Raw genomic sequence first — 18,644 nt, 5'->3', positions numbered from 1 at the left:
ACAGGAAAATGGAGCGACGGCAGATGCTGGACCTGACATACGAAACCCCGAAACCCAAAGTCATCGCGGGCGCGAAACATGACTGGGAACTTGTGATCGGGATGGAAGTGCACGCGCAGGTCAGCTCCAACGCGAAACTCTTCTCTGCGGCCTCGACGAAATTCGGCGCAGAGCCGAACGCCAATGTGTCCTTTGTGGATGCCGCCATGCCCGGCATGTTGCCCACCATCAACGAATACTGCGTTGAGCAGGCCGTGCGCACCGGCCTGGGTCTGAATGCGGATATCAACCTGAAATCCGCCTTTGACCGCAAGAATTATTTCTACCCGGATCTGCCGCAGGGCTATCAGATTTCCCAGCTTTATCATCCGATTGTCGGCGAAGGTGAAATTATCGTCGATATGGGCCCGGGTGTGGCCCGCAAGGTGCGCATTGAGCGCATTCACCTGGAACAGGACGCCGGCAAATCCGTACACGACATGGACCCGAACATGTCCTTTGTGGACCTCAACCGGACTGGCGTGGCGCTGATGGAAATCGTCAGCCGCCCGGACATCCGCGGCCCCGAAGAAGCCGCCGCCTATGTCACCAAGCTGCGCCAGATCCTGCGGTATCTCGGCACCTGCGATGGCAATATGCAAAACGGCAACCTGCGCGCGGACGTCAACGTGTCGATCTGCCGTCCAGGTCAGTATGAAAAATACATGGAAACGCAGGACTTCTCGCATCTCGGCACGCGCTGCGAGATCAAGAACATGAACTCCATGCGGTTTATCCAAGCCGCCATCGAATACGAAGCGCGCCGTCAGATCGCCATTGTCGAAGCGGGCGGCACCGTGGATCAGGAAACCCGCCTGTATGACGCGGACAAAAACGAAACCCGCTCCATGCGGTCCAAAGAAGAGGCGCATGATTATCGGTATTTCCCCGATCCTGACCTGCTGCCACTTGAGATTGAACAGGCTTGGGTGGACGATATTGCCGCCGCGCTACCCGAACTGCCTGACGAGAAAAAAGCGCGTTTCGTCAATGACTTCGGCCTGTCCGAATATGACGCATCCGTGTTGACCGCAGAGGCTGAAAACGCCGCCTATTTTGAATCGGTCGCCCACGGGCGCAATGGCAAACTGGCCGCCAACTGGGTGATCAACGAACTCTTTGGGCGTCTGAAGAAAGACGACAAAACCATCACCGAAAGCCCGCTGTCGCCTGCGCAGCTGGGCGGGATCATTGATCTGATCAGTTCGGATGCAATTTCCGGCAAGATCGCCAAGGATCTGTTTGAAATCGTCTATACCGAGGGCGGTGATCCGGCTGAAATCGTCGATGCGCGCGGCATGAAGCAGGTGACAGACACCGGCGCCATCGAGGCGGCGCTGGATGAGATCATCGCCGCCAATCCGGCGCAGGTCGAAAAAGCCAAGGAAAACCCCAAGCTCGCGGGCTGGTTTGTCGGTCAGGTGATGAAAGCCACCGGCGGCAAGGCCAACCCAAAGGCGGTCAACCAGCTGGTGGCGCAAAAGCTGAAAGGCTAAGCGCACCCTACCCGATCACCGATTTTCATAGGCCGCGAGCGCACGCTTGCGGCCTTCGTCTATGCCGACCACTGGATCAGGATAATCATCCTTGGGCGTCAGCCCCCAAGACCGAGGACAGGCCGCATAGAAATCAAGCGCTTCGCGGGCGGGCGTGTCGACCAGCTCTGCCACAAAACGGCTGACATAACGGCTGTCTGCGTCAAATTTCTTGGCCTGAAGCTGCGGATTGAACACCCGAAAATAGGGCGCGGCATCCGGGCCCGACCCGGCCACCCATTGCCAGCCCATGGCATTGGCCGCGGGGTCCCAATCAATCAGGCAATCTTCAAACCATTTCTGGCCGATACGCCAATGGGTCAGCATGTGTTTGGTCAGATAGGACGCGACAATCATGCGCCCGCGATTGTGCATGGTGCCGGTCACATACATTTCGCGCATGGCCGCATCGACCAAAGGCACGCCAGTGCGCCCCTGTTGCCAGCGCCTCACCGCTGCATCCTCGGCCTCTGACCAGCCAAACCCATCCCATTCACCGCGCCAGTTCTGCGAAGTGATGCGCGGGGTGTGATAGACCAGATGATAGGCAAATTCGCGCCAGACCACTTCTTTCAGAAAATGCTCCGCGCCCTTTGCGCCTGCCTCCAGTGCCCGTTGCCCCGCAAACCAAAGACGCGCCGGGCTGATCTCCCCCCAGGCGAGGTTCTCCGACAGGCCCGAGGTGGCGGGGCGATCCGGGAAATCGCGCGCCTCTTTGTAGGTGTCAATTGCGGTGTCGATAAACTGATCCAGCCGCGCCTGCGCCGCCGCCTCGCCGACCACTGCGTATTTCGCAAGCACCGCTGCGCCCTGGTTCATGGCGCGCGAGAGCTGCCAGCCAGCCAGATCGTCGCTGTGTGGCCACTGCTTTGGCGCGGTCAACTGCGTCGCCTTCGCGGACAGATCCGCCACCGGGCGTTCTTTGACCGCGCGCCAGAAGGCACTGTAAACCTTGAAATAATTGCCCTGCTTTGGCGCGACATCCCAGGGTTCAAACATCAAATGGCCCGGCAGGCTTTCAGCCGCATACCCCGCCTGTTTCAGCGCCGCCTTAACGCGCGTGTCCCGCGCAATGGCATCGGGGTCATAAGCGCGGGTCCACAGCACTTGGCTGGCCCCAATTTCCGCAGCCAGCGCCAGCAACACCTCTTGCGCGCCGCCCCGGCGCAGGATCAGGCGCGATCCGATTTTTTCCAGCTCCGCCGCAAAATGCCTGATCGCCGCTTCAAGCCGCCATTTGGGGGCTGCGCCATAGGTCTCGGCCACCTCGTCCAGCACAAAGACCGGCACCACAGGCCGTCCCAAAGCCGCCGCTTTGGCCAGCGCCGGATGATCGGCAAGCCGAAAGTCACGGCGCATCCACAGCAAAATTGGCGCATTCTCTGGCATAAGTCCCCCTATTCGTCTCTTGGCATACGTAGCGCCAAATCATTTGGATGAAAGAAAATTCCAAGTTCTTCAGGCTGGGATTTTTGGGCAACAGAGCTGCCGCAATCTGCGCGTTGGGCGCAATCGGGCCAGACAGCCTGCCGAAAGCTTGCTAAACCCCGCCGCGTAACGCGCCCCAGATGGAAGATACCGATGGATCTGTACGAGTACAAAGTCGTGCCTGCCCCCAGCAAGGGCCGCAAGGCGCGCGGTGTGAAAAAGCCCGAGGCGCGTTTTGCATATGCGCTGGAAACGTTGATGAATGACCTGGCGGCGGACCGCTGGGAATTCTGGCGCAGCGAAACCCTACCGAGCGAAGAACGCAGCGGGCTGCGCAGCACCACAACGGTTTTTCGCAGCGTGATGGTGTTCCGGCGCCTGAAAGAGGCGCTTGTCGCTGAGGTACCTGTGGTCGCAGACCCACTGCCTATTCAAGAAGCGGCCAATGTCACCGACATGCCAGCAGAACCGGCAGAGCCGCCGATACAGGACACCGAAGAGGACAGCGCCCCCGCGTCCCTGCACGCAGAGAAACCCAGCGCGCTGCCCGCCGCCCTGCGCAACCGGGCACGGGCCGCGAAAAAAGACCTGCCAGCCGAATAATCCTAGCTGTCGATATCCAGCGCCAGCGCATGAATGCGGGCTACCAGATCCTTGCCAATCGCCTCATGCACCGCGCGATGGCGCTGCAAACGTGACTTATTTTCAAAGGCTTCTGACCGAATTCTCACGTTGAAATGGCTTTCACCGCCCTCTTGGTATCCAGCATGGCCACGGTGGCTTTCGCTGTCATCGACCACCTGCAGCTCCCGTGGTTGGAAAGCTGCGGACAACCGCTCATGAATTTCATCTTTGACGCGCATTTTTTCTATCTGCCCCCTTCAATCTGGCGACCAATAGATTAAACTCTCGGCTTCGAGTCGAAAAGGTGAACCATGGCAAAAACAGATCCCTTCGGTTTTGACATGTCTGTCTCTTCCGCGAAGAAGAAAAATCCGCGCGGGCGACGCAGTATGTCTGGGGAGTCCGCCACCTCTACACGTGTCTGTGAAAAGGATGGTTGCGAAGAGGCCGGCAAATACCGTGCGCCCAAAGCACCGGATGTTCTGGATGAATATCGCTGGTTCTGCAAAGACCACGTGCGCGAGTATAACGCGCAGTGGAGCTTCTTTGAGGGCAAGACCGAGGCCGAGACCAACGCCCAGAAATCCAAAGACAAAGTCTGGGAGCGTGAGACAAAGCGCATGGATGACCCCGAGGCGCGCGCTTGGGCACGCCTGGGCATTGAGGATCCGCATCAGGTGCTGGGCGGCAATGCCACGCAGAACCCGGGCCGCCACGCCGTCGGCCGCCGCCTGCCTCCAACCGAGCGCCGCGCCATTGATATTCTTGAGGCCAAGGATGATTGGTCCAAGGCCGAGATCCGCAAAGCCTATAAAAAGCTGATCAAAGTGCTGCACCCGGATATGAATGGCGGCGACCGCAGCCAGGAAGAACAGCTGCAAGAGGTGGTCTGGGCCTGGGATCAGATCAAGGACAGCAACAGCTTTAAATAAGCGACTGTTCCAAAATAGAAAAAAGGGCCACCCATGAATGCCATGGGTGGCCCTTCGTGTTCAGCGGCAATGCCAGCTGACTTATTCAGCAGGCAGAAGAACCGCGTCGATCACATGGATCACACCGTTGGATTGTTTGACATCCGCAATGGTCACGGTGGCCATGCCACCTTTTTCGTCTTTGATTTTCACCATCTCGCCCTCGACCATAGCGGTCAGGGTGCAGCCGCCAACGGTTTCAATGTCATAGGCCCCATCTGCATCCGAGATCATGCCCACCAGGGCTTCGCTCATCACGTCGGCCGCCACAACATGGCAGGTCAGAATCTTGGTCAGCATCTCCTTGTTTTCCGGCTTCAGCAGCGTGTCGACAGTGCCCGCGGGCAGCGCGTCAAACGCGGCATTGGTCGGTGCAAACACGGTAAATGGCCCCTCGCTTTGCAGCGTCTCAACCAGACCGGCTGCGCCCACTGCGGCAACCAGCGTGGTGTGATCAGCAGAGTTCACCGCGTTTTCCACGATGTTCATATCCGCCATCATCTTTGCGCCGCCAACCATCGGGTTTTCCTTGGCTGCGTGGCTGCCCGCAAAGGCCGTACCTGCTGCAAGTGTGAAGCCAAGCGCCAGAGTTTTAACGAGTTGCATTCTATATCTCCTGTCAAATTCGCCCAACATCGCGTTGGGTATGCAGGGGATACGGAGTGCCTGAGGTTTCGGATCAGAATGCGCGCGGCTTTTCCCATCACTTCATTGTGTTGAGGGCGACTTTGCCTTTTGAGGCGTGCGCGCTATGCGGCCTTGAACACCAGCGACACACCGTTGATGCAATGACGTTTGCCGGTGGGTTTGGGACCATCGTCAAAGATATGGCCCAAATGGCTGCCACAGCGGCGGCAATGGGCCTCGGTATAGACCCGCAGGCGGATGCGGTCCGGCTTGGTGCCAATGGCATCTTTCATCACGCGATAGAAACTCGGCCAGCCGGTGCCGCTGTCATATTTGTGTTCTGAAGAATAAAGCGGCAGGTCACAGCCGCGACAGTGATAGGTGCCATCGGCCCAATTTTTGTCCAGCGGCGAAGTAAAGGCACGCTCAGTGCCCTCTTCGCGCATTACCTTATATTGCAACGGCGTCAGCATGGCGCGCCATTCGCTTTCGGTGCGCGTGACCTCAAACGTGCCCGCCGCGCTGGCGCGCGATGCGGCCCATCCGCCCATAACAGATAGGGCAACGCCCCCTAGCAGCAGTTCTCGGCGGGTCATGATCAGCAATCCTTTGGCAATGTGCGGGCAGCACGGTTGGTGCCACAGTCAAAAATCAGAGGCTGGATTGCAAAGCAAAACGCCTCACATCCGCGTGAGGCCCGCCCTACCTTCGCCGATGCGCCCAGTTGGCGCGTTTCTATGGGGCCACTTGGCCCGTTCCGCAGAGTTTTCCGGCGCAGCATCCCGGAAACGACGCTTTTTCCCTTTCCCTCGCGCGGCGCAACGATATGTTGCACCCATACTCAGAGATGACGCGGCCAAGGCCGATGCAAGAAGGACAATGACATGGCGGATGGCATGACCGACATCAACGCAAAACCCACCGAGACCATTTCGGTACGCGATGTGTTTGGCATCGACACGGATATGACGGTCAAAGGCTTTGCAGAGCGGACCGACCGCGTGCCCGCTGTGGATCCGACCTATAAATTTGACCCGGACACCACGCTCGCCATCCTTGCGGGCTTTGGCCACAACCGCCGCGTGATGATCCAGGGCTATCACGGCACCGGTAAATCCACCCACATCGAACAGGTGGCTGCACGGCTGAATTGGCCGTCAGTGCGTGTGAACCTTGATAGCCACATCAGCCGGATCGACCTGATCGGTAAAGACGCCATCAAACTGCGCGACGGCAAGCAGGTGACAGAATTTCACGAAGGCATTCTGCCCTGGGCGCTGCGCAACCCGGTGGCGATTGTGTTTGACGAATATGACGCCGGCCGCGCCGACGTGATGTTTGTGATCCAGCGCGTGCTGGAACATGACGGCAAGCTGACCCTGCTGGATCAGAATGAAATCATCACCCCGCACCCGTATTTCCGCCTGTTTGCCACGGCCAACACCGTGGGCCTGGGTGACACCACCGGGCTCTATCACGGCACACAGCAGATCAACCAAGCGCAGATGGACCGCTGGTCTCTGGTGGCGACGCTCAACTATCTGAGCATCGATGCCGAAACCAATATCGTTCTGTCCAAGACGCCGCATTACAACACCGAAGCGGGCCGCAAGACGATCAAGCAGATGGTAACGGTCGCGGATCTGACCCGCACCGCCTTTATGAATGGCGATCTGTCGACAGTCATGTCCCCGCGCACCGTGATTGCCTGGGCGCAAAACGCCGAGATTTTCCGCGACATCGGCTATGCCTTCCGCCTCAGCTTCCTGAACAAATGTGACGAGCTTGAGCGCCAGACCGTTGCTGAATTCTATCAGCGCCTGTTTGACGAAGAGCTGCCAGAAAGCGCCGCAAGCCTGAGCCTGGGCTAAAGCCCGGGGGGCCTGACCTCGCAGGCCAAAGCAGACAGCAAGCCGGGCGGTGCGCCGCCCCTTGCCCCCGTCGATGTGAATGAACAAGGTAGATCGCATGTCAAAACCATCTGACAACCCGGCCGATCCGTTCAAGAAAGCCTTGGCAGAGGCCACCCGCGTGATGGCCAATGACCCGGATCTGGGCGTCACCTACACGGTGGACCCTTCGGGTCTGTCTGGGGATCAGATGCGCTTGCCGCAGGTCAGCCGTCGCATGACCCGCGAAGAGGTCATGCTGGCGCGCGGGACCGCCGACAGTCTGGCCTTGCACCGCCGCTATCATAACAATGCGACCTTCGCGAAATATGCCCCGCCTGCGGGTATGGCGCGGCAGCTGTTTGAGGCGATGGAAATTGCACGCTGCGAAGCGATGGGCGCGCGCGACATGCCCGGCACCGCCGTGAATATCGACGCCAAAATTGAAAGCGAAGCGCGGGGGCGCAACTACGACAAGATCACCACCGCTTCGGACGCGCCTTTGGATATGGCCGCAAACTACCTGTTGCGCCACCTGGCGACCGGGCGCGACCTGCCCCCTGCGGCGGCCAATGTGATGAACCTCTGGCGCGGCTTTATCGAACAGAACGCGGGCGACACGCTCGAAGATCTGCAAGAGATGCTGTCCGACCAGTCCAAATTCGCCAAATTCGCCCGTCAGATTATCGATGATCTTGGCTATGGCGATCAGCTCGGCGATGACCCGGACGATCTGGAAGATGACCAGCAGGATGAGGCGGAAACCCAAGAGGACGAAGAGCCCGATCCCGATAGCACCGGGCAGGATGACAGCGATCAGGACGAAAGCGACGCCACCCCCGAGTCCTCACAGGAAGAACAGCAGGACAGTTCTGAGGCGCAAGTCACCATGGACGACATGTCCGAGGATGAATTTGCCGATGACGTGGAAATGCCCGAAGGAGAGGCCCCGCTGGAGCCACCCGCGCCGCAGCCCGTGTCCGATGCGGACCCGGATTATCTTGTGTTCAGCTCTGAGCATGACGAAGAAATTCGCGCCGAGGATCTTGCGGAACCGGCAGAGCTAGAGCGCCTGCGCGCCTATCTTGACCAGCAGCTGGAACCCCTCAAGGGCGCGGTCAGCCGCCTCGCCAACAAATTGCAGCGCCGCCTGCAAGCCCAGCAGAACCGCAGCTGGGAGTTTGATCTGGAAGAGGGCATTCTGGATGCCGGGCGTCTGGCGCGGGTTGTGGCCAACCCGACCACGCCGCTGTCCTTCAAAGTCGAAAAAGACACAGAGTTTCGCGACACAGTCGTGACGCTGCTGCTGGATAACTCTGGCTCGATGCGTGGGCGCCCGATTTCCATCGCCGCAATCTGCGCCGATGTGCTGGCCCGCACGCTGGAGCGCTGTAATGTAAAGGTCGAAATCCTCGGCTTTACCACGCGCGCCTGGAAAGGCGGTCAGGCCCGCGAAGAATGGCTCGCGGATGGTCGCCCGCAACAGCCCGGTCGCCTGAACGATCTGCGTCATATCATCTATAAGTCGGCAGACGCGCCTTGGCGGCGCACGCGACCCAATCTGGGGCTGATGATGAAAGAAGGCCTGCTGAAAGAAAACATCGACGGCGAGGCGCTGGAATGGGCGCATCGGCGCATGGCGGGCCGGCCTGAGGCGCGCAAGATCCTGATGGTAATTTCCGATGGCGCGCCGGTGGATGACAGCACCCTGTCGGTCAACGCAGCCAATTACCTGGAAAAACACCTGCGCGATGTGATTGCCATGGTGGAAAAACGCCGTCAGGTGGAGCTTTTGGCGATTGGGATCGGCCATGATGTCACCCGCTATTACCAGCGGGCCGTCACCATCACCGATGTTGAGCAACTGGCCGGCGCGATGACCGAGCAGCTTGCCAGCCTGTTTGACAGCGACCCGCGCGCCCGAGCCCGCGTGATGGGCATGCGCAAAGTCTAAGGCTGGGCATTTGCTCACGAAATATTACACTTAGCCATTGGCGGCGATATCTACTATCGCTGGGTCTATGGCTTACAATTACGACAAACTCTACGGCGATACGCCCAACGCATTGGGGGATCCAACCCAAATATTCGTCGACTTCTTTAGCAAGCTCAGCGGCGCGCCCCAGCGCGTATTGGATATTGGCTGCGGCCAAGGTCGTGACGCGCTGTTCATTGCGCGTTTAGGGCATCATGTGGTGGGCGTTGATCTCTCGGCCAACGGCATTCGTGACCTACGTGCGGCGGCAGAGGCGGAAAACCTGCCGATCACCGGCCATGTTGCCGATATCACCAAATACACACCCGACGGCAATTTTGAGATCATCTTGATCGACCGGACGCTGCACATGCTTGACCAAGCTGCGCAACAGCAGGTGCTTGCAACCCTGCTGGATCACGTCACACCACAGGGCTGGGTTCTGATTGCAGATGAAACATCCAATATCGCTGGGTTTCAGCAGACTATCGCGGCGCATCATTGCGCCTGGTCGACACAATATGCCAAGCGCGGCTATCTTTTCCTTCAGCGTCACTGACGGCAGCCACGCTCCCTCTCTTTCCGCGACGTCGCGCCTTGGCGCGGGCTGGACCTGTCGCCTGCAACCCGCTAGCAATTGCCAAGCATCAGGAGGTTTGCGTCATGTTTCAATCCTTTGAAAACCCATCCGATCCCGCCCATGGTCCGGCGCGTCTTGAGGCGCTGCGGGTTGCCATGACCGACGCTGGAGTCGATGGCTTTCTGATCCCGCGCGCGGATGCCCATCAGGGCGAATATGTCGCCCCGCATGATGATCGCCTTGCTTGGCTCACCGGCTTCACCGGCTCCGCCGGGTTTTGCTGCGCCTTGATGGATCAGGCCGGGGTCTTTGTAGACGGACGATACCGCCTGCAGGTGCGCCAGCAGGTGGCGGATGTTTTTACCCCTGTCAACTGGCCCGAGGTCAAACTGGCCGCGTGGTTGGTGGCGCATCTGCCGAGCGGAACCCTCGCCTTTGATCCCTGGCTGCACACCGCCGGGCAGATCGAAGAGCTGCAGGGCGCCCTCAAAGGCCGCGCCATTACCCTGACGCCCACCGCCAATCTGGTGGATCAAATCTGGCAGGATCAGCCTGCCCCGCCGCAGGGCAAAGCCTTTGTGCAACCGCTGGAGTTTGCCGGCGAAAGCCATGCGGACAAGCGCAAGCGGCTTGCGGCAGAGCTGGCAAAGGCCGGGCACAGCGCTGCCGTGATCACCCTGCCCGACAGCCTCTGCTGGCTGCTCAATATCCGCGGCGCGGATATTCCCCGCAACCCGGTCGCGCATGGCTTTGCCATATTGCACGCTGACGCCAGCGTGGATCTGTTCATGGCCGCGGACAAACTGGTTGATGTGAAAGATCATCTGGGCCCGGATGTGCGCTGCCACGCGCCCAAAGCGTTGGTATCAGCGCTCACCGGGCTTTCGGGCACCGTGCGTCTGGCCAAAGACAGCGTGCCGCTGGCGATTGTTTCGGCCCTCAGCGGCGCCGGCATTGATATTGCCTATGCCGGCGATCCCTGCGAGCTGCCAAAGGCCTGCAAAAACACCGCTGAAATCACCGGCACCGCCGAGGCGCATCTGCGTGATGGGGCCGCTGTTTGCGCCTTTCTGGCGTGGTTTGACGCCAATGCCACACAAGGCATCACTGAAATTGACGTCACCCAAAGGCTGGAAAATTGTCGCCGCGACACCAACCAGCTGCGCGACATCAGCTTTGATACCATTGCTGGCACCGGCCCCAATGGCGCGGTGATCCATTATCGCGTGAACCACGACAGCAACCGCACCCTGCAAAAGGGTGAAATCATGGTGCTGGACAGCGGCGGGCAATATGTCGATGGCACCACCGACATCACCCGCACCCTGCCAGTCGGATCGACCATCGGCGCGCCGGAAAAACGCGCCTTTACGCTGGTGCTGAAAGGCATGATTGCCGTCTCGCAACTGGTCTGGCCCAAGGGCTTGGCCGGGCGCGACCTTGAGGCCTTTGGCCGCGCGCCGCTGTGGCAAGCCGGGATGGATTTTGACCATGGTCTGGGCCATGGCGTCGGCGCATATCTCTGCGTGCACGAAGGCCCGCAACGCTTGTCGCGTGTCAGCGACGTGCCGCTGAAACCCGGTATGATCCTGTCCAACGAGCCGGGATATTACCGCGAGGGCGCATTTGGGATTCGCATTGAGAATTTGGTTGTGGTAGAGCAAGCTCCATCACGGAAGGACGGCGATGATCACCGTGAGATGCTGCAATTTAGCACACTCACATATGTTCCGATTGACCGGCGCATGATCCTCGTCAATATGCTGACCGCCGCAGAGCGGGATTGGCTGAATGCCTACCATCAGGAGTGTTTCACACGCTTGGCTCCACGTCTGGATGCTGACACCAAACTTTGGCTGTCAGATGCAACGCAGCCGGTTTGACATACTCTTGTAACATGTTGCCTGTCTTAGGGGCGCAGAAGTTGAGGACACGAGGAGAAACGCATGAGCCAATACATTACAATCCGCAAAGCGCCAGGGAAATGGTCCGTTCGCGCCGGTGGTGCGGTTTTGGGGGAAACCTCCAATGCGCTTGAACTCTCCGAAGGCGATCTGCCCCCTGTGATCTATTTCCCGCGCGAAGATATCGCCACGGCGTTTCTGGATGCGAGCGACAAGGTCACGCATTGCCCACATAAAGGCGATGCACGCCATTTCTCGATCGTCACCAAAAGCAAGACGATCCAAGATTGCGCCTGGAGCTATGAAGACCCCAAGGAAGAAGCTGCGCGCATCAAGGGGCATCTCGCGTTTTATATCAGCGCCGATGTCGCGGTTGAGCAGCTCTGATATTAGTATCAAACGCACGTGCAAGGGGCCGCATCGGCCCCTTTTTGCGTTCTTAGGGGATGTGCCATGGTTGAGAAAACCCCAGTCGCACTGATCGTGGCACTTTGGGCTGCCGGGCTTGGCGCGGCGGGGCAATTTGCCAAAGTTTCTGTGACCTTCGAAGCGCTTGGCCGGATCTATCCGGTCAGCGACATGCAGCTAGGCCTGATTGTGTCCGTGATCAGCATCCTGGGCGTGGCCCTGGGCATGACCGCCGGGCAGTTGGTCTCTTCCATCGGGTTTCGGCGCATGCTTTTGACCTCGCTTGGGGTTGGGGCCGCGATTTCGGTGCTGCAGGCGAGCTTTCCAGCCTATCCGATCCTTTTGGCCTCGCGCATTGTCGAAGGGCTGGCGCACCTTGGCATCGTTGTGGCGGCCCCAACGCTGATCGGCGTATTGAGCCAGCGCAAAGACCGCGGGTTTTTCATGGCACTCTGGAGCACGATGTTCAGCGTCGCCTTTGCTGTCATGGCCTTTGTCGCGCCATGGGTCACCGCAAAATTTGGCACCGGTGCGCTTTATGGCGGCCATGCGGCCTATATGGCAGTGATGGGGCTTGTGCTGGCCAAATGGCTGCCGGGCGGCGCGGTCAAACGCGCGCCGCGCCCCGGCCTTGCCAGCATTCTGGCGCAACATCGGCGCAGCTATGCCTCAGCCGATGAATTTGCCGCGGCGCTCGGCTGGTTGTTTTACACGCTGACGTTTGTGTCGACCATGACCCTGCTGCCCCGGTACCTGAACCCCGAGGTGCGGCTGATCCTGCTGCCGATCCTGCCGCTGGCCAGCACTGTGACCTCGCTGACGCTCGGCGCATGGTTGCTGGCGCGTCTGGATGCGGTGCGGCTGGTGGTCATGGCGTTTACGCTCAGCGCGGCGTCGGTGGCTGTCATCGCGCTGTTTCCGAGTGTGGCGGTTTTCTACGTGGCGCTGTTTGCCATGCTCGGGTTGGTGCAATCTGCCAGCTTTGCCGCCATCCCGCAGCTCAACCCCTCCGCAGAGGCGCAAGCGCGGGCCAATGGCGGCATGAGCCAGATGGGCAACCTGGGCAATACATTGGGCACACCGCTGATGTTGCTGGCCATGGGCAGTTTTGATTTTTCCGGCCTCATCGGGATGCTGATCTGCTGCTATCTCAGCGGGGCGATTGCGCATCTGTGGCTGGCGCGCCGACGCCGGGCGCACACTGTTTAGGAGTGTTCCTCAGCGGCGGTTTCGGCCAGCGCCTTGTTATAAGCGATCAGCGCATCAATGTGATGCAAAACACCGACAAGTTTCGGTGCCTGGTCCTCTCCGGCCAGACGCACCACGGGCAGAAAGCTCAGCCCGTGTTGTTCAAACAGCGGCATCACCTGCTCAAGCGTGGCGCCGGCGTCGGTGTAACGGCCCGCCTGCACCAGATCCCAACAGGCCGCTTCGCTGGCCCCGTTGCGGCCATCAACCTCGGTCATGACGCTGCCGACACCGCACAGGCCCAATAGATAAGCCTGCGGTCCGGCAGCAACATGGATATTGCGGCGCTCAAGCTGCGTAAGGAAAAAGGACCGATCCACCAGCCGCGAGCCAAGCGCTGTGGAAATCGACACCGTGACCATGACCGCAAGGCCTGTCTGCCAATCCCCTGTCAATTCAAACACAATCAGCGTCGTGGAGATCGGCGCGCCCAGCACGGCGGCTGCCACCCCGCCCATCCCGGCCAGCGCATAAAGCGTGTGTGAACCGGACACTTCGGGAAAGATTGGCGTGGCGATGAGCCCAAAGGCCAACCCGGTCAAAGCCCCGATCATCAGCGCGGGTGAAAACACCCCGCCCCCCATGCGCCCGGCCATGGTGATGGAAACAGCGATCACCTTGAGCACCACAAAGACAATTGCCTCATGCAGCACCAGCTCCCCGGTCAGGGCCGCTGACGTGGTTTCATAGCCGACCCCGATGATATGCGGATACCAAATCGCCAGTCCGCCCAGCAGCGCGCCGGAAATCACCGGGCGCATCCAGCGGCGCAGACGCATGTGCTCCATGATCTGGCTGCCCATGTCCTCTGCCCAGAAAATCGTCCACATCAGGGCAACGGCCACAAAGCCACAGAGACCGCCCAGCATCAGAAAGGCCGGCAGTTCCTGATAAAACGCCAGGGCGGATTCACCGGGCAGCACAAATTCGGTGACATTGCCAAACTCAAGCCGATTGATGACCGTTCCTGCAACCGAGGCCACGACAATCGGCGCAAAGGCATGCACCGCAAAATGGCGCAGCACAACCTCAAGTGCAAAGAGCGCCCCAGCGATGGGCGCGTTAAACGACGCTGAGACCGCCGCCGCCACCGCGCAGCCCAATAGGTCGCGCCCGGTGATGCCATTGGCGTGAATGCGGTCACTGACCCAGCTTGAAATTACCGCTGCAAGATGCACCACCGGTCCTTCGCGCCCCGTGGAGCCGCCGGATGACAGCGTGACCAATGAGGCCAGCGCAGACACCAGCCCTTCTTTGATGGGCACGCGGCCTTCGCGCAGCGCGGCCCCGTAGATCACATCCGCCGGACCAAAAGCGCGCCCATCGCGGGTGTAGCGGTCCAGCAATAGGCCAACGAACAGCCCGCCAAAGATCGGAATGATTAAGATCAGATACCACGGCAGCGTTTCGGCGAAACTGTGCAGCCGGTTTATATTTTCCGTGCCATAAAGCGTGGATTGCAGCCAGATGATCCCTTTGCGAAACAACAGCGCAGCAAACCCCGAGGCGATGCCGATGATCAGGGCGATCACCCAGAACTGAAACTGGCTTGGCCCCTGTTTGAGCAAAATGCGCCAGCCGCCGCGTGCGCTGGCGGCAGCGCGGCGCAGACTGTCTGCAAGAAAAGTGCCGAGGGGATGGGCCATGATACCCCGAAAGTTCCGTCTTTCTTATGCTTTAGGCGCTTGGCCCCTGCGTGAAAAGCCCTGTGCGCAACTTAGCCTGCCAGAAGTGCCTCTGCGGCACCACGTGCCTGATCGGTGATCGTATCGCCGGAAATCATGCGCGCAATTTCATCCACACGGTCAGCGGCCCCCAGATGCACAACGGTCGAAAGGGTCATCTCGCCGGCCACATGTTTTTGCACACGCCAGTGATGCGCCCCCAAGGCCGCCACCTGCGGGCTATGCGTCACCACCAGGATCTGCCCACCCTCTGCCAGCGCGGCCAGACGGCGGCCGACCGCATCTGCTGTCGCCCCGCCCACGCCACGGTCAATTTCATCAAAGATCATGGTGGTGTTGCGTTCTTCGCCGGTCAGGCAGACCTTGAGCGCCAGCAGAAACCGGCTGAGTTCGCCGCCACTGGCGATCTTTGCCAGGGGGCCAGAGGGCGCGCCGGGGTTGGTCGCCACCGTAAAGGACACCGCATCAATGCCCTCGGGGCCAGCGGTCTCGGCCTCAAAGGCAGTTGTAAACACCGCACGATCCATTTTCAGCGGCGCTAGTTCTGCCATCACCGCGCGATCCAGCGCGCCTGCGGCCTCTTTGCGGGCGGCAGACAGCGCCGCCGCCTGATCGGTATAGGTATTTTCGGCAGCGTGCAGCGTGGCGCGCAGGGCAGCTATTTCGCCCTCACCCGCGTCCAGCGCTGCCATTTTACCGCGCAGCTCCTCGGCAAAATTGCCAAGTTCATCGGGCGCGACATTATGTTTGCGCGCCAGGGCACGAATGGCAAAGAGCCTCTCTTCGCACTGCTCCAGCTCAAGCGGGTTGAAATCCAGCGCCTCAAGGCAGTCGGCAACACCGGCGGCCGCCTCATCAAGTTCGGTCATCGCCCGTTCCAGCGCGGCCATAGGCGCATCCAACCGGCCTTCTACCGCCTCTGTCGCCCCTTCAAGCCAACGCAGCGCTTCGCCCATCGCGCCCTCTGCGCCTTCCTGGCCAAGCGCGCCCTGCGCCCGCGCCACATCTGCGCGAATGCGTTCGGCCCCCTGCATCATGCGGCGACGAGAATCAAGCTCTGCCTCTTCGCCGGGCTGCGGGTCCAGCGCGTCGAGCTCGGCAACGGCATGGCGCAGAAAATCCTCTTCGGCCTCAACCGCGCTCAGCGCCGCCTCGGCCGTGGCCAACGCTTTGCGCGCGCCTTGCATATCGGTCCAAGCGCTGCGCAGATCGGCCTTCATCGGGCCAAGCTGCGCATATTGATCCAGCAGCGCGCGATGGCCCTTGGGATCCAAAAGCCCGCGATCATCGTGTTGGCCGTGCAATTCCACCAGCGTTTCGGACAGGGCGCGCAGCACCTCGCCCGAACAACGTCGATCATTGACCCAGGCTGTCTTGCGCCCGTCCTTGCGGTTGACGCGCCGCAGGATCAACCCGTCGTCCACCGGCAGGCCAGCATCGTCGAGAATGGCGAAAGCCGGGTGGCCCTCGGGCAGGTCAAATTCGGCCACCACCTCGCCCTGATCCGCGCCCTTGCGCACCAGTTCAGCGCGCCCGCGCCAGCCCAACACAAAACCCAGCGAGTCCAGCAAAATGGATTTACCGGCCCCGGTTTCCCCGGTGAGCACATTTAGACCCGGCTGAAACTCAAGCGCCAGCTGGTCGATGATCAACATGTCGCGAATTTCTAATGCGCGCAGCATCGCGTTACACCGCCCTCACCTGCACCCGCTCAGAGCCACTTGCCTTTGATGGTCTGACGATAGACGCTGGCCAACCAGCCGTTGCCCCGAGCCCGAGGTTGTAGGCCACGCTGCGTCAGCAGGCGATAGCTATCCTCATACCAGTCGGTTGAACGGAAGTTGTGGCCCAGGATGGCCCCGGCGGTCTGTGCTTCGTCGGTCAGGCCAAGCGACAGATATGCCTCCACAAGTCGGTGCAGCGCTTCTGGCGTATGGCTGGTGGTCTGAAAATCTTCAACCACAACGCGGAAGCGGTTGATCGAGGCGGCAAAGCGGTCACGCTTCAGATAATAGCGGCCAATTTCCATTTCTTTTGCGGCGAGATGATCAAAAGCCAGATCAAATTTCAGCACGGAAGAGCGCGCATATTCACTGTCAGGATAGGTCTCAATCACCTTGCGCAGGGATTGCAGCGCCTGAAATGTCAGCCCCTGATCGCGGCCAACTTCGTCGATCTGATCATAGTAGCTGAGCGCCAGCAGATATTGCGCATAGGCGGCATCATCATCCTGCGGGTAAAAATCGATATAGCGTTGTGCCGCAGCACGGCTGTTTTCGTAATCCGTGTCCTGATGGTAGGCAAAGGCCTGCATGATCAGCGCGCGTTTGGCCCAGGCCGAATAAGGATATAGCCGTTCGACTTCGGCGAAATAAAACGCCGCATCATCGGGCTTGTTGCGCTCCAGCTCAAACTCGCCGCGGCCGAAAATCTGCTCTGCGGTGAAGGCTTCGATCGGTTGGGAGCCAAAGAGTTTCTGATCTGCGCCACCGCCGCCGCACCCGGCCAGAAGAAGCGCTGACAAAACTGCAGCACCTACGATTTTACGAGAGTCGCGACGCGCCATTCTGCTCTACCTTTATTGACTGCATCGCCGAGGCATGCCCCGGCCCCCTGCTGTTAGCACAGAAATTTACGAGGCAAAATGACTTTGGCGCGAATTCCGGCGAAAGCTTAGGCGACGGCTGGCATTTCCGCCATGCGCACCCCGGCCCCCGGCAGACGTGCCGCCATTTCGGGCGTGCATTCAACCACGCGATAGGCGCTCGGGTCGCTCATCAGCGCGCGCAGCAGCTTGTTGGTCATCGCGTGACCAGAACGGTGCCCGACGTAGCGGCCAAGGATCGGCATGCCTGCGGTATAAAGATCGCCAAGCGCATCCAGCATTTTGTGACGCACAGGTTCATCCGCCCGGCGCAGGCCTGCGCCGCTTTGCACGCGCGCGCCGTCAAACACCACGGCGTTGATACCGGGAATGCCGCCCAGGGCCAGACCATTGGCCTGCATATTCTCAACATCTGCCTGACGGCAGAAGGTGCGGCAATCGCAGAGTTCGCGCACAAAGCTGCCGTTGGCCATATCAAGCGTCCGGTGCTGCACACCGATGGCCTCATCGGCAAATTCAATGTGGAAATCAATTTCCAGATTATCCGCCGGATGCAATTCGGCCCAGGCATCCACACGTTCGGCGCGCACCGGTTTTAGAACTTCGATCGCGCGGATCTTTTCGCCCTGCCCCATCAGGCCGCAGGCCAGAATGGATTTGACGAAAACAGCGCTGCTGCCGTCCATGATCGGCACTTCGGGGCCGTCGATGCGCACTAGAACATTGTGCACGCCGCAGCCCGCGAGCGCGGCCATGATATGTTCGATCGTAGAGACGCTAACCCCAGAGCCATTCACCAGCTTGGTGCAAAGCGGCGATTGTTCCACCATGTCCCAGCGGGCGGGCAACATCTGATCACCGTCCAGCACATCGGTGCGCTGAAACCAAATCCCATAGCCAGCAGAGGCTGGCTCAAGCGTCATGCGGACAGGCCGCCCGGAATGCAGGCCAACACCGACAAAGCGAATAGGATTTTTGATCGTGTTCTGCAAATCGTGCCCCAGTTCAAAAGACCCTCTGCGGGCCGTGGCATAGGCCTAATTGCTGAACCTGAAACACTCAACTCAAAGATTGTAACCATCTGAAACATGCAGGTTACAAAGCGGCAGAAGACCGCCGAATGTAA

General features: G+C 59.9%; 17 protein-coding genes. 9 read left to right on the top strand and 8 right to left on the bottom strand.

The features are described from left to right. Window positions 1-23: 23 nt before the first annotated feature. The gene (gene gatB, locus N6L24_RS01565; protein ID WP_271842886.1) at window positions 24-1,535 is read left to right on the top strand and encodes an Asp-tRNA(Asn)/Glu-tRNA(Gln) amidotransferase subunit GatB; all 1,512 of its coding nucleotides are present in this window, start codon (window positions 24-26) and stop codon (window positions 1,533-1,535) included. A gap of 15 nt (window positions 1,536-1,550) precedes the next feature. Here gatB and N6L24_RS01560 read toward each other — a convergent pair whose 3' ends face one another. Further along, window positions 1,551-2,963, bottom strand: a complete 1,413-nt coding sequence (locus N6L24_RS01560; protein ID WP_271842885.1) for a cryptochrome/photolyase family protein — start codon at window positions 2,961-2,963, stop codon at window positions 1,551-1,553. Window positions 2,964-3,155: 192 nt separating this feature from the next. Here N6L24_RS01560 and N6L24_RS01555 point away from each other — a divergent pair, with 192 nt between their 5' ends. Further along, entirely contained in the window at window positions 3,156-3,605 is a 450-nt protein-coding gene (locus tag N6L24_RS01555; protein WP_271842884.1) for a DUF4177 domain-containing protein, read from the top strand. A gap of 2 nt (window positions 3,606-3,607) precedes the next feature. Here N6L24_RS01555 and N6L24_RS01550 read toward each other — a convergent pair whose 3' ends face one another. Beyond that, the gene (locus N6L24_RS01550) at window positions 3,608-3,865 is read right to left on the bottom strand and encodes a BolA family protein (protein ID WP_271842883.1); all 258 of its coding nucleotides are present in this window, start codon (window positions 3,863-3,865) and stop codon (window positions 3,608-3,610) included. Between the two features lie 72 nt (window positions 3,866-3,937). On the opposite strand from N6L24_RS01550, the gene N6L24_RS01545 reads away from it, so the two are divergent. Beyond that, the gene (locus N6L24_RS01545; protein WP_271842882.1) at window positions 3,938-4,558 is read left to right on the top strand and encodes a J domain-containing protein; all 621 of its coding nucleotides are present in this window, start codon (window positions 3,938-3,940) and stop codon (window positions 4,556-4,558) included. Window positions 4,559-4,639: 81 nt separating this feature from the next. Here N6L24_RS01545 and N6L24_RS01540 read toward each other — a convergent pair whose 3' ends face one another. Together N6L24_RS01540 and msrB are read right to left on the bottom strand one after the other, a co-directional pair. After that, window positions 4,640-5,203, bottom strand: a complete 564-nt coding sequence (locus N6L24_RS01540; RefSeq protein ID WP_271842881.1) for a fasciclin domain-containing protein — start codon at window positions 5,201-5,203, stop codon at window positions 4,640-4,642. Window positions 5,204-5,346: 143 nt separating this feature from the next. Continuing rightward, on the bottom strand, window positions 5,347-5,820 hold the full coding sequence (msrB, locus tag N6L24_RS01535) for a peptide-methionine (R)-S-oxide reductase MsrB (RefSeq protein WP_271842880.1): 474 nt from the start codon (window positions 5,818-5,820) through the stop codon (window positions 5,347-5,349). Between the two features lie 288 nt (window positions 5,821-6,108). On the opposite strand from msrB, the gene cobS reads away from it, so the two are divergent. The 6 genes from cobS to N6L24_RS01505 all read left to right on the top strand — a co-directional run bounded on the left by cobS (window position 6,109) and on the right by N6L24_RS01505 (window position 13,189). Beyond that, window positions 6,109-7,095: a cobaltochelatase subunit CobS gene (cobS, locus tag N6L24_RS01530; RefSeq protein WP_271842879.1), complete on the top strand. Its 987-nt coding sequence runs from the start codon at window positions 6,109-6,111 to the stop codon at window positions 7,093-7,095. 97 nt (window positions 7,096-7,192) lie between these two features. After that, complete coding sequence (gene cobT / locus N6L24_RS01525) at window positions 7,193-9,067, top strand: cobaltochelatase subunit CobT (RefSeq protein ID WP_271842878.1); 1,875 nt, start codon at window positions 7,193-7,195, stop codon at window positions 9,065-9,067. A 67-nt stretch (window positions 9,068-9,134) separates the two neighbouring features. Then, window positions 9,135-9,647: a class I SAM-dependent methyltransferase gene (locus tag N6L24_RS01520; RefSeq protein ID WP_271842877.1), complete on the top strand. Its 513-nt coding sequence runs from the start codon at window positions 9,135-9,137 to the stop codon at window positions 9,645-9,647. A gap of 104 nt (window positions 9,648-9,751) precedes the next feature. Beyond that, window positions 9,752-11,551, top strand: coding sequence for an aminopeptidase P family protein (locus N6L24_RS01515; RefSeq protein ID WP_271842876.1), 1,800 nt, complete (start codon window positions 9,752-9,754; stop codon window positions 11,549-11,551). A 63-nt stretch (window positions 11,552-11,614) separates the two neighbouring features. Beyond that, on the top strand, window positions 11,615-11,959 hold the full coding sequence (locus N6L24_RS01510; protein ID WP_271842875.1) for a DUF427 domain-containing protein: 345 nt from the start codon (window positions 11,615-11,617) through the stop codon (window positions 11,957-11,959). Between the two features lie 66 nt (window positions 11,960-12,025). Further along, entirely contained in the window at window positions 12,026-13,189 is a 1,164-nt protein-coding gene (locus N6L24_RS01505) for an MFS transporter (protein ID WP_271842874.1), read from the top strand. On the opposite strand, the gene N6L24_RS01500 is transcribed toward N6L24_RS01505, so the two are convergent. The 4 genes from N6L24_RS01500 to lpxC form a co-directional block, all read right to left on the bottom strand. Next, a complete protein-coding gene (locus tag N6L24_RS01500) occupies window positions 13,186-14,874 on the bottom strand; it encodes a chloride channel protein (protein WP_271842873.1) in 1,689 nt (562 codons plus the stop codon). The genes N6L24_RS01505 and N6L24_RS01500 overlap by 4 nt on opposite strands. 71 nt (window positions 14,875-14,945) lie before the next feature. Beyond that, on the bottom strand, window positions 14,946-16,595 hold the full coding sequence (gene recN / locus N6L24_RS01495) for a DNA repair protein RecN (protein WP_271842872.1): 1,650 nt from the start codon (window positions 16,593-16,595) through the stop codon (window positions 14,946-14,948). A 29-nt stretch (window positions 16,596-16,624) separates the two neighbouring features. Next, a complete protein-coding gene (locus N6L24_RS01490; RefSeq protein WP_271842871.1) occupies window positions 16,625-17,479 on the bottom strand; it encodes an outer membrane protein assembly factor BamD in 855 nt (284 codons plus the stop codon). A gap of 107 nt (window positions 17,480-17,586) precedes the next feature. Further along, window positions 17,587-18,510, bottom strand: a complete 924-nt coding sequence (gene lpxC, locus N6L24_RS01485) for a UDP-3-O-acyl-N-acetylglucosamine deacetylase (RefSeq protein ID WP_271842870.1) — start codon at window positions 18,508-18,510, stop codon at window positions 17,587-17,589. Window positions 18,511-18,644 lie beyond the last annotated feature (134 nt).

The organism is Cognatishimia sp. SS12, assembly GCF_028369055.1.
In the GTDB taxonomy this organism is placed as follows: domain Bacteria; phylum Pseudomonadota; class Alphaproteobacteria; order Rhodobacterales; family Rhodobacteraceae; genus Cognatishimia.
The sequence above is the reverse complement of the archived record's forward strand: the minus strand, read 5'-3'. Positions and strand labels throughout refer to the sequence as shown.

What these genes read in the sequence shown, in the direction of transcription:
- cobT (WP_271842878.1), top strand. Translation starts at nt 7,193, where the DNA reads ATGTCAAAACCATCTGACAACCCGGCCGATCCGTTCAAGAAAGCCTTG.
- msrB (WP_271842880.1), bottom strand. Translation starts at nt 5,820, where the DNA reads ATGACCCGCCGAGAACTGCTGCTAGGGGGCGTTGCCCTATCTGTTATG.
- N6L24_RS01510 (WP_271842875.1), top strand. Translation starts at nt 11,615, where the DNA reads ATGAGCCAATACATTACAATCCGCAAAGCGCCAGGGAAATGGTCCGTT.
- N6L24_RS01540 (WP_271842881.1), bottom strand. Translation starts at nt 5,203, where the DNA reads ATGCAACTCGTTAAAACTCTGGCGCTTGGCTTCACACTTGCAGCAGGT.
- N6L24_RS01490 (WP_271842871.1), bottom strand. Translation starts at nt 17,479, where the DNA reads ATGGCGCGTCGCGACTCTCGTAAAATCGTAGGTGCTGCAGTTTTGTCA.
- N6L24_RS01560 (WP_271842885.1), bottom strand. Translation starts at nt 2,963, where the DNA reads ATGCCAGAGAATGCGCCAATTTTGCTGTGGATGCGCCGTGACTTTCGG.
- cobS (WP_271842879.1), top strand. Translation starts at nt 6,109, where the DNA reads ATGGCGGATGGCATGACCGACATCAACGCAAAACCCACCGAGACCATT.
- N6L24_RS01515 (WP_271842876.1), top strand. Translation starts at nt 9,752, where the DNA reads ATGTTTCAATCCTTTGAAAACCCATCCGATCCCGCCCATGGTCCGGCG.
- N6L24_RS01520 (WP_271842877.1), top strand. Translation starts at nt 9,135, where the DNA reads ATGGCTTACAATTACGACAAACTCTACGGCGATACGCCCAACGCATTG.
- gatB (WP_271842886.1), top strand. Translation starts at nt 24, where the DNA reads ATGCTGGACCTGACATACGAAACCCCGAAACCCAAAGTCATCGCGGGC.
- N6L24_RS01555 (WP_271842884.1), top strand. Translation starts at nt 3,156, where the DNA reads ATGGATCTGTACGAGTACAAAGTCGTGCCTGCCCCCAGCAAGGGCCGC.
- recN (WP_271842872.1), bottom strand. Translation starts at nt 16,595, where the DNA reads ATGCTGCGCGCATTAGAAATTCGCGACATGTTGATCATCGACCAGCTG.
- N6L24_RS01545 (WP_271842882.1), top strand. Translation starts at nt 3,938, where the DNA reads ATGGCAAAAACAGATCCCTTCGGTTTTGACATGTCTGTCTCTTCCGCG.
- N6L24_RS01500 (WP_271842873.1), bottom strand. Translation starts at nt 14,874, where the DNA reads ATGGCCCATCCCCTCGGCACTTTTCTTGCAGACAGTCTGCGCCGCGCT.
- N6L24_RS01550 (WP_271842883.1), bottom strand. Translation starts at nt 3,865, where the DNA reads ATGCGCGTCAAAGATGAAATTCATGAGCGGTTGTCCGCAGCTTTCCAA.
- N6L24_RS01505 (WP_271842874.1), top strand. Translation starts at nt 12,026, where the DNA reads ATGGTTGAGAAAACCCCAGTCGCACTGATCGTGGCACTTTGGGCTGCC.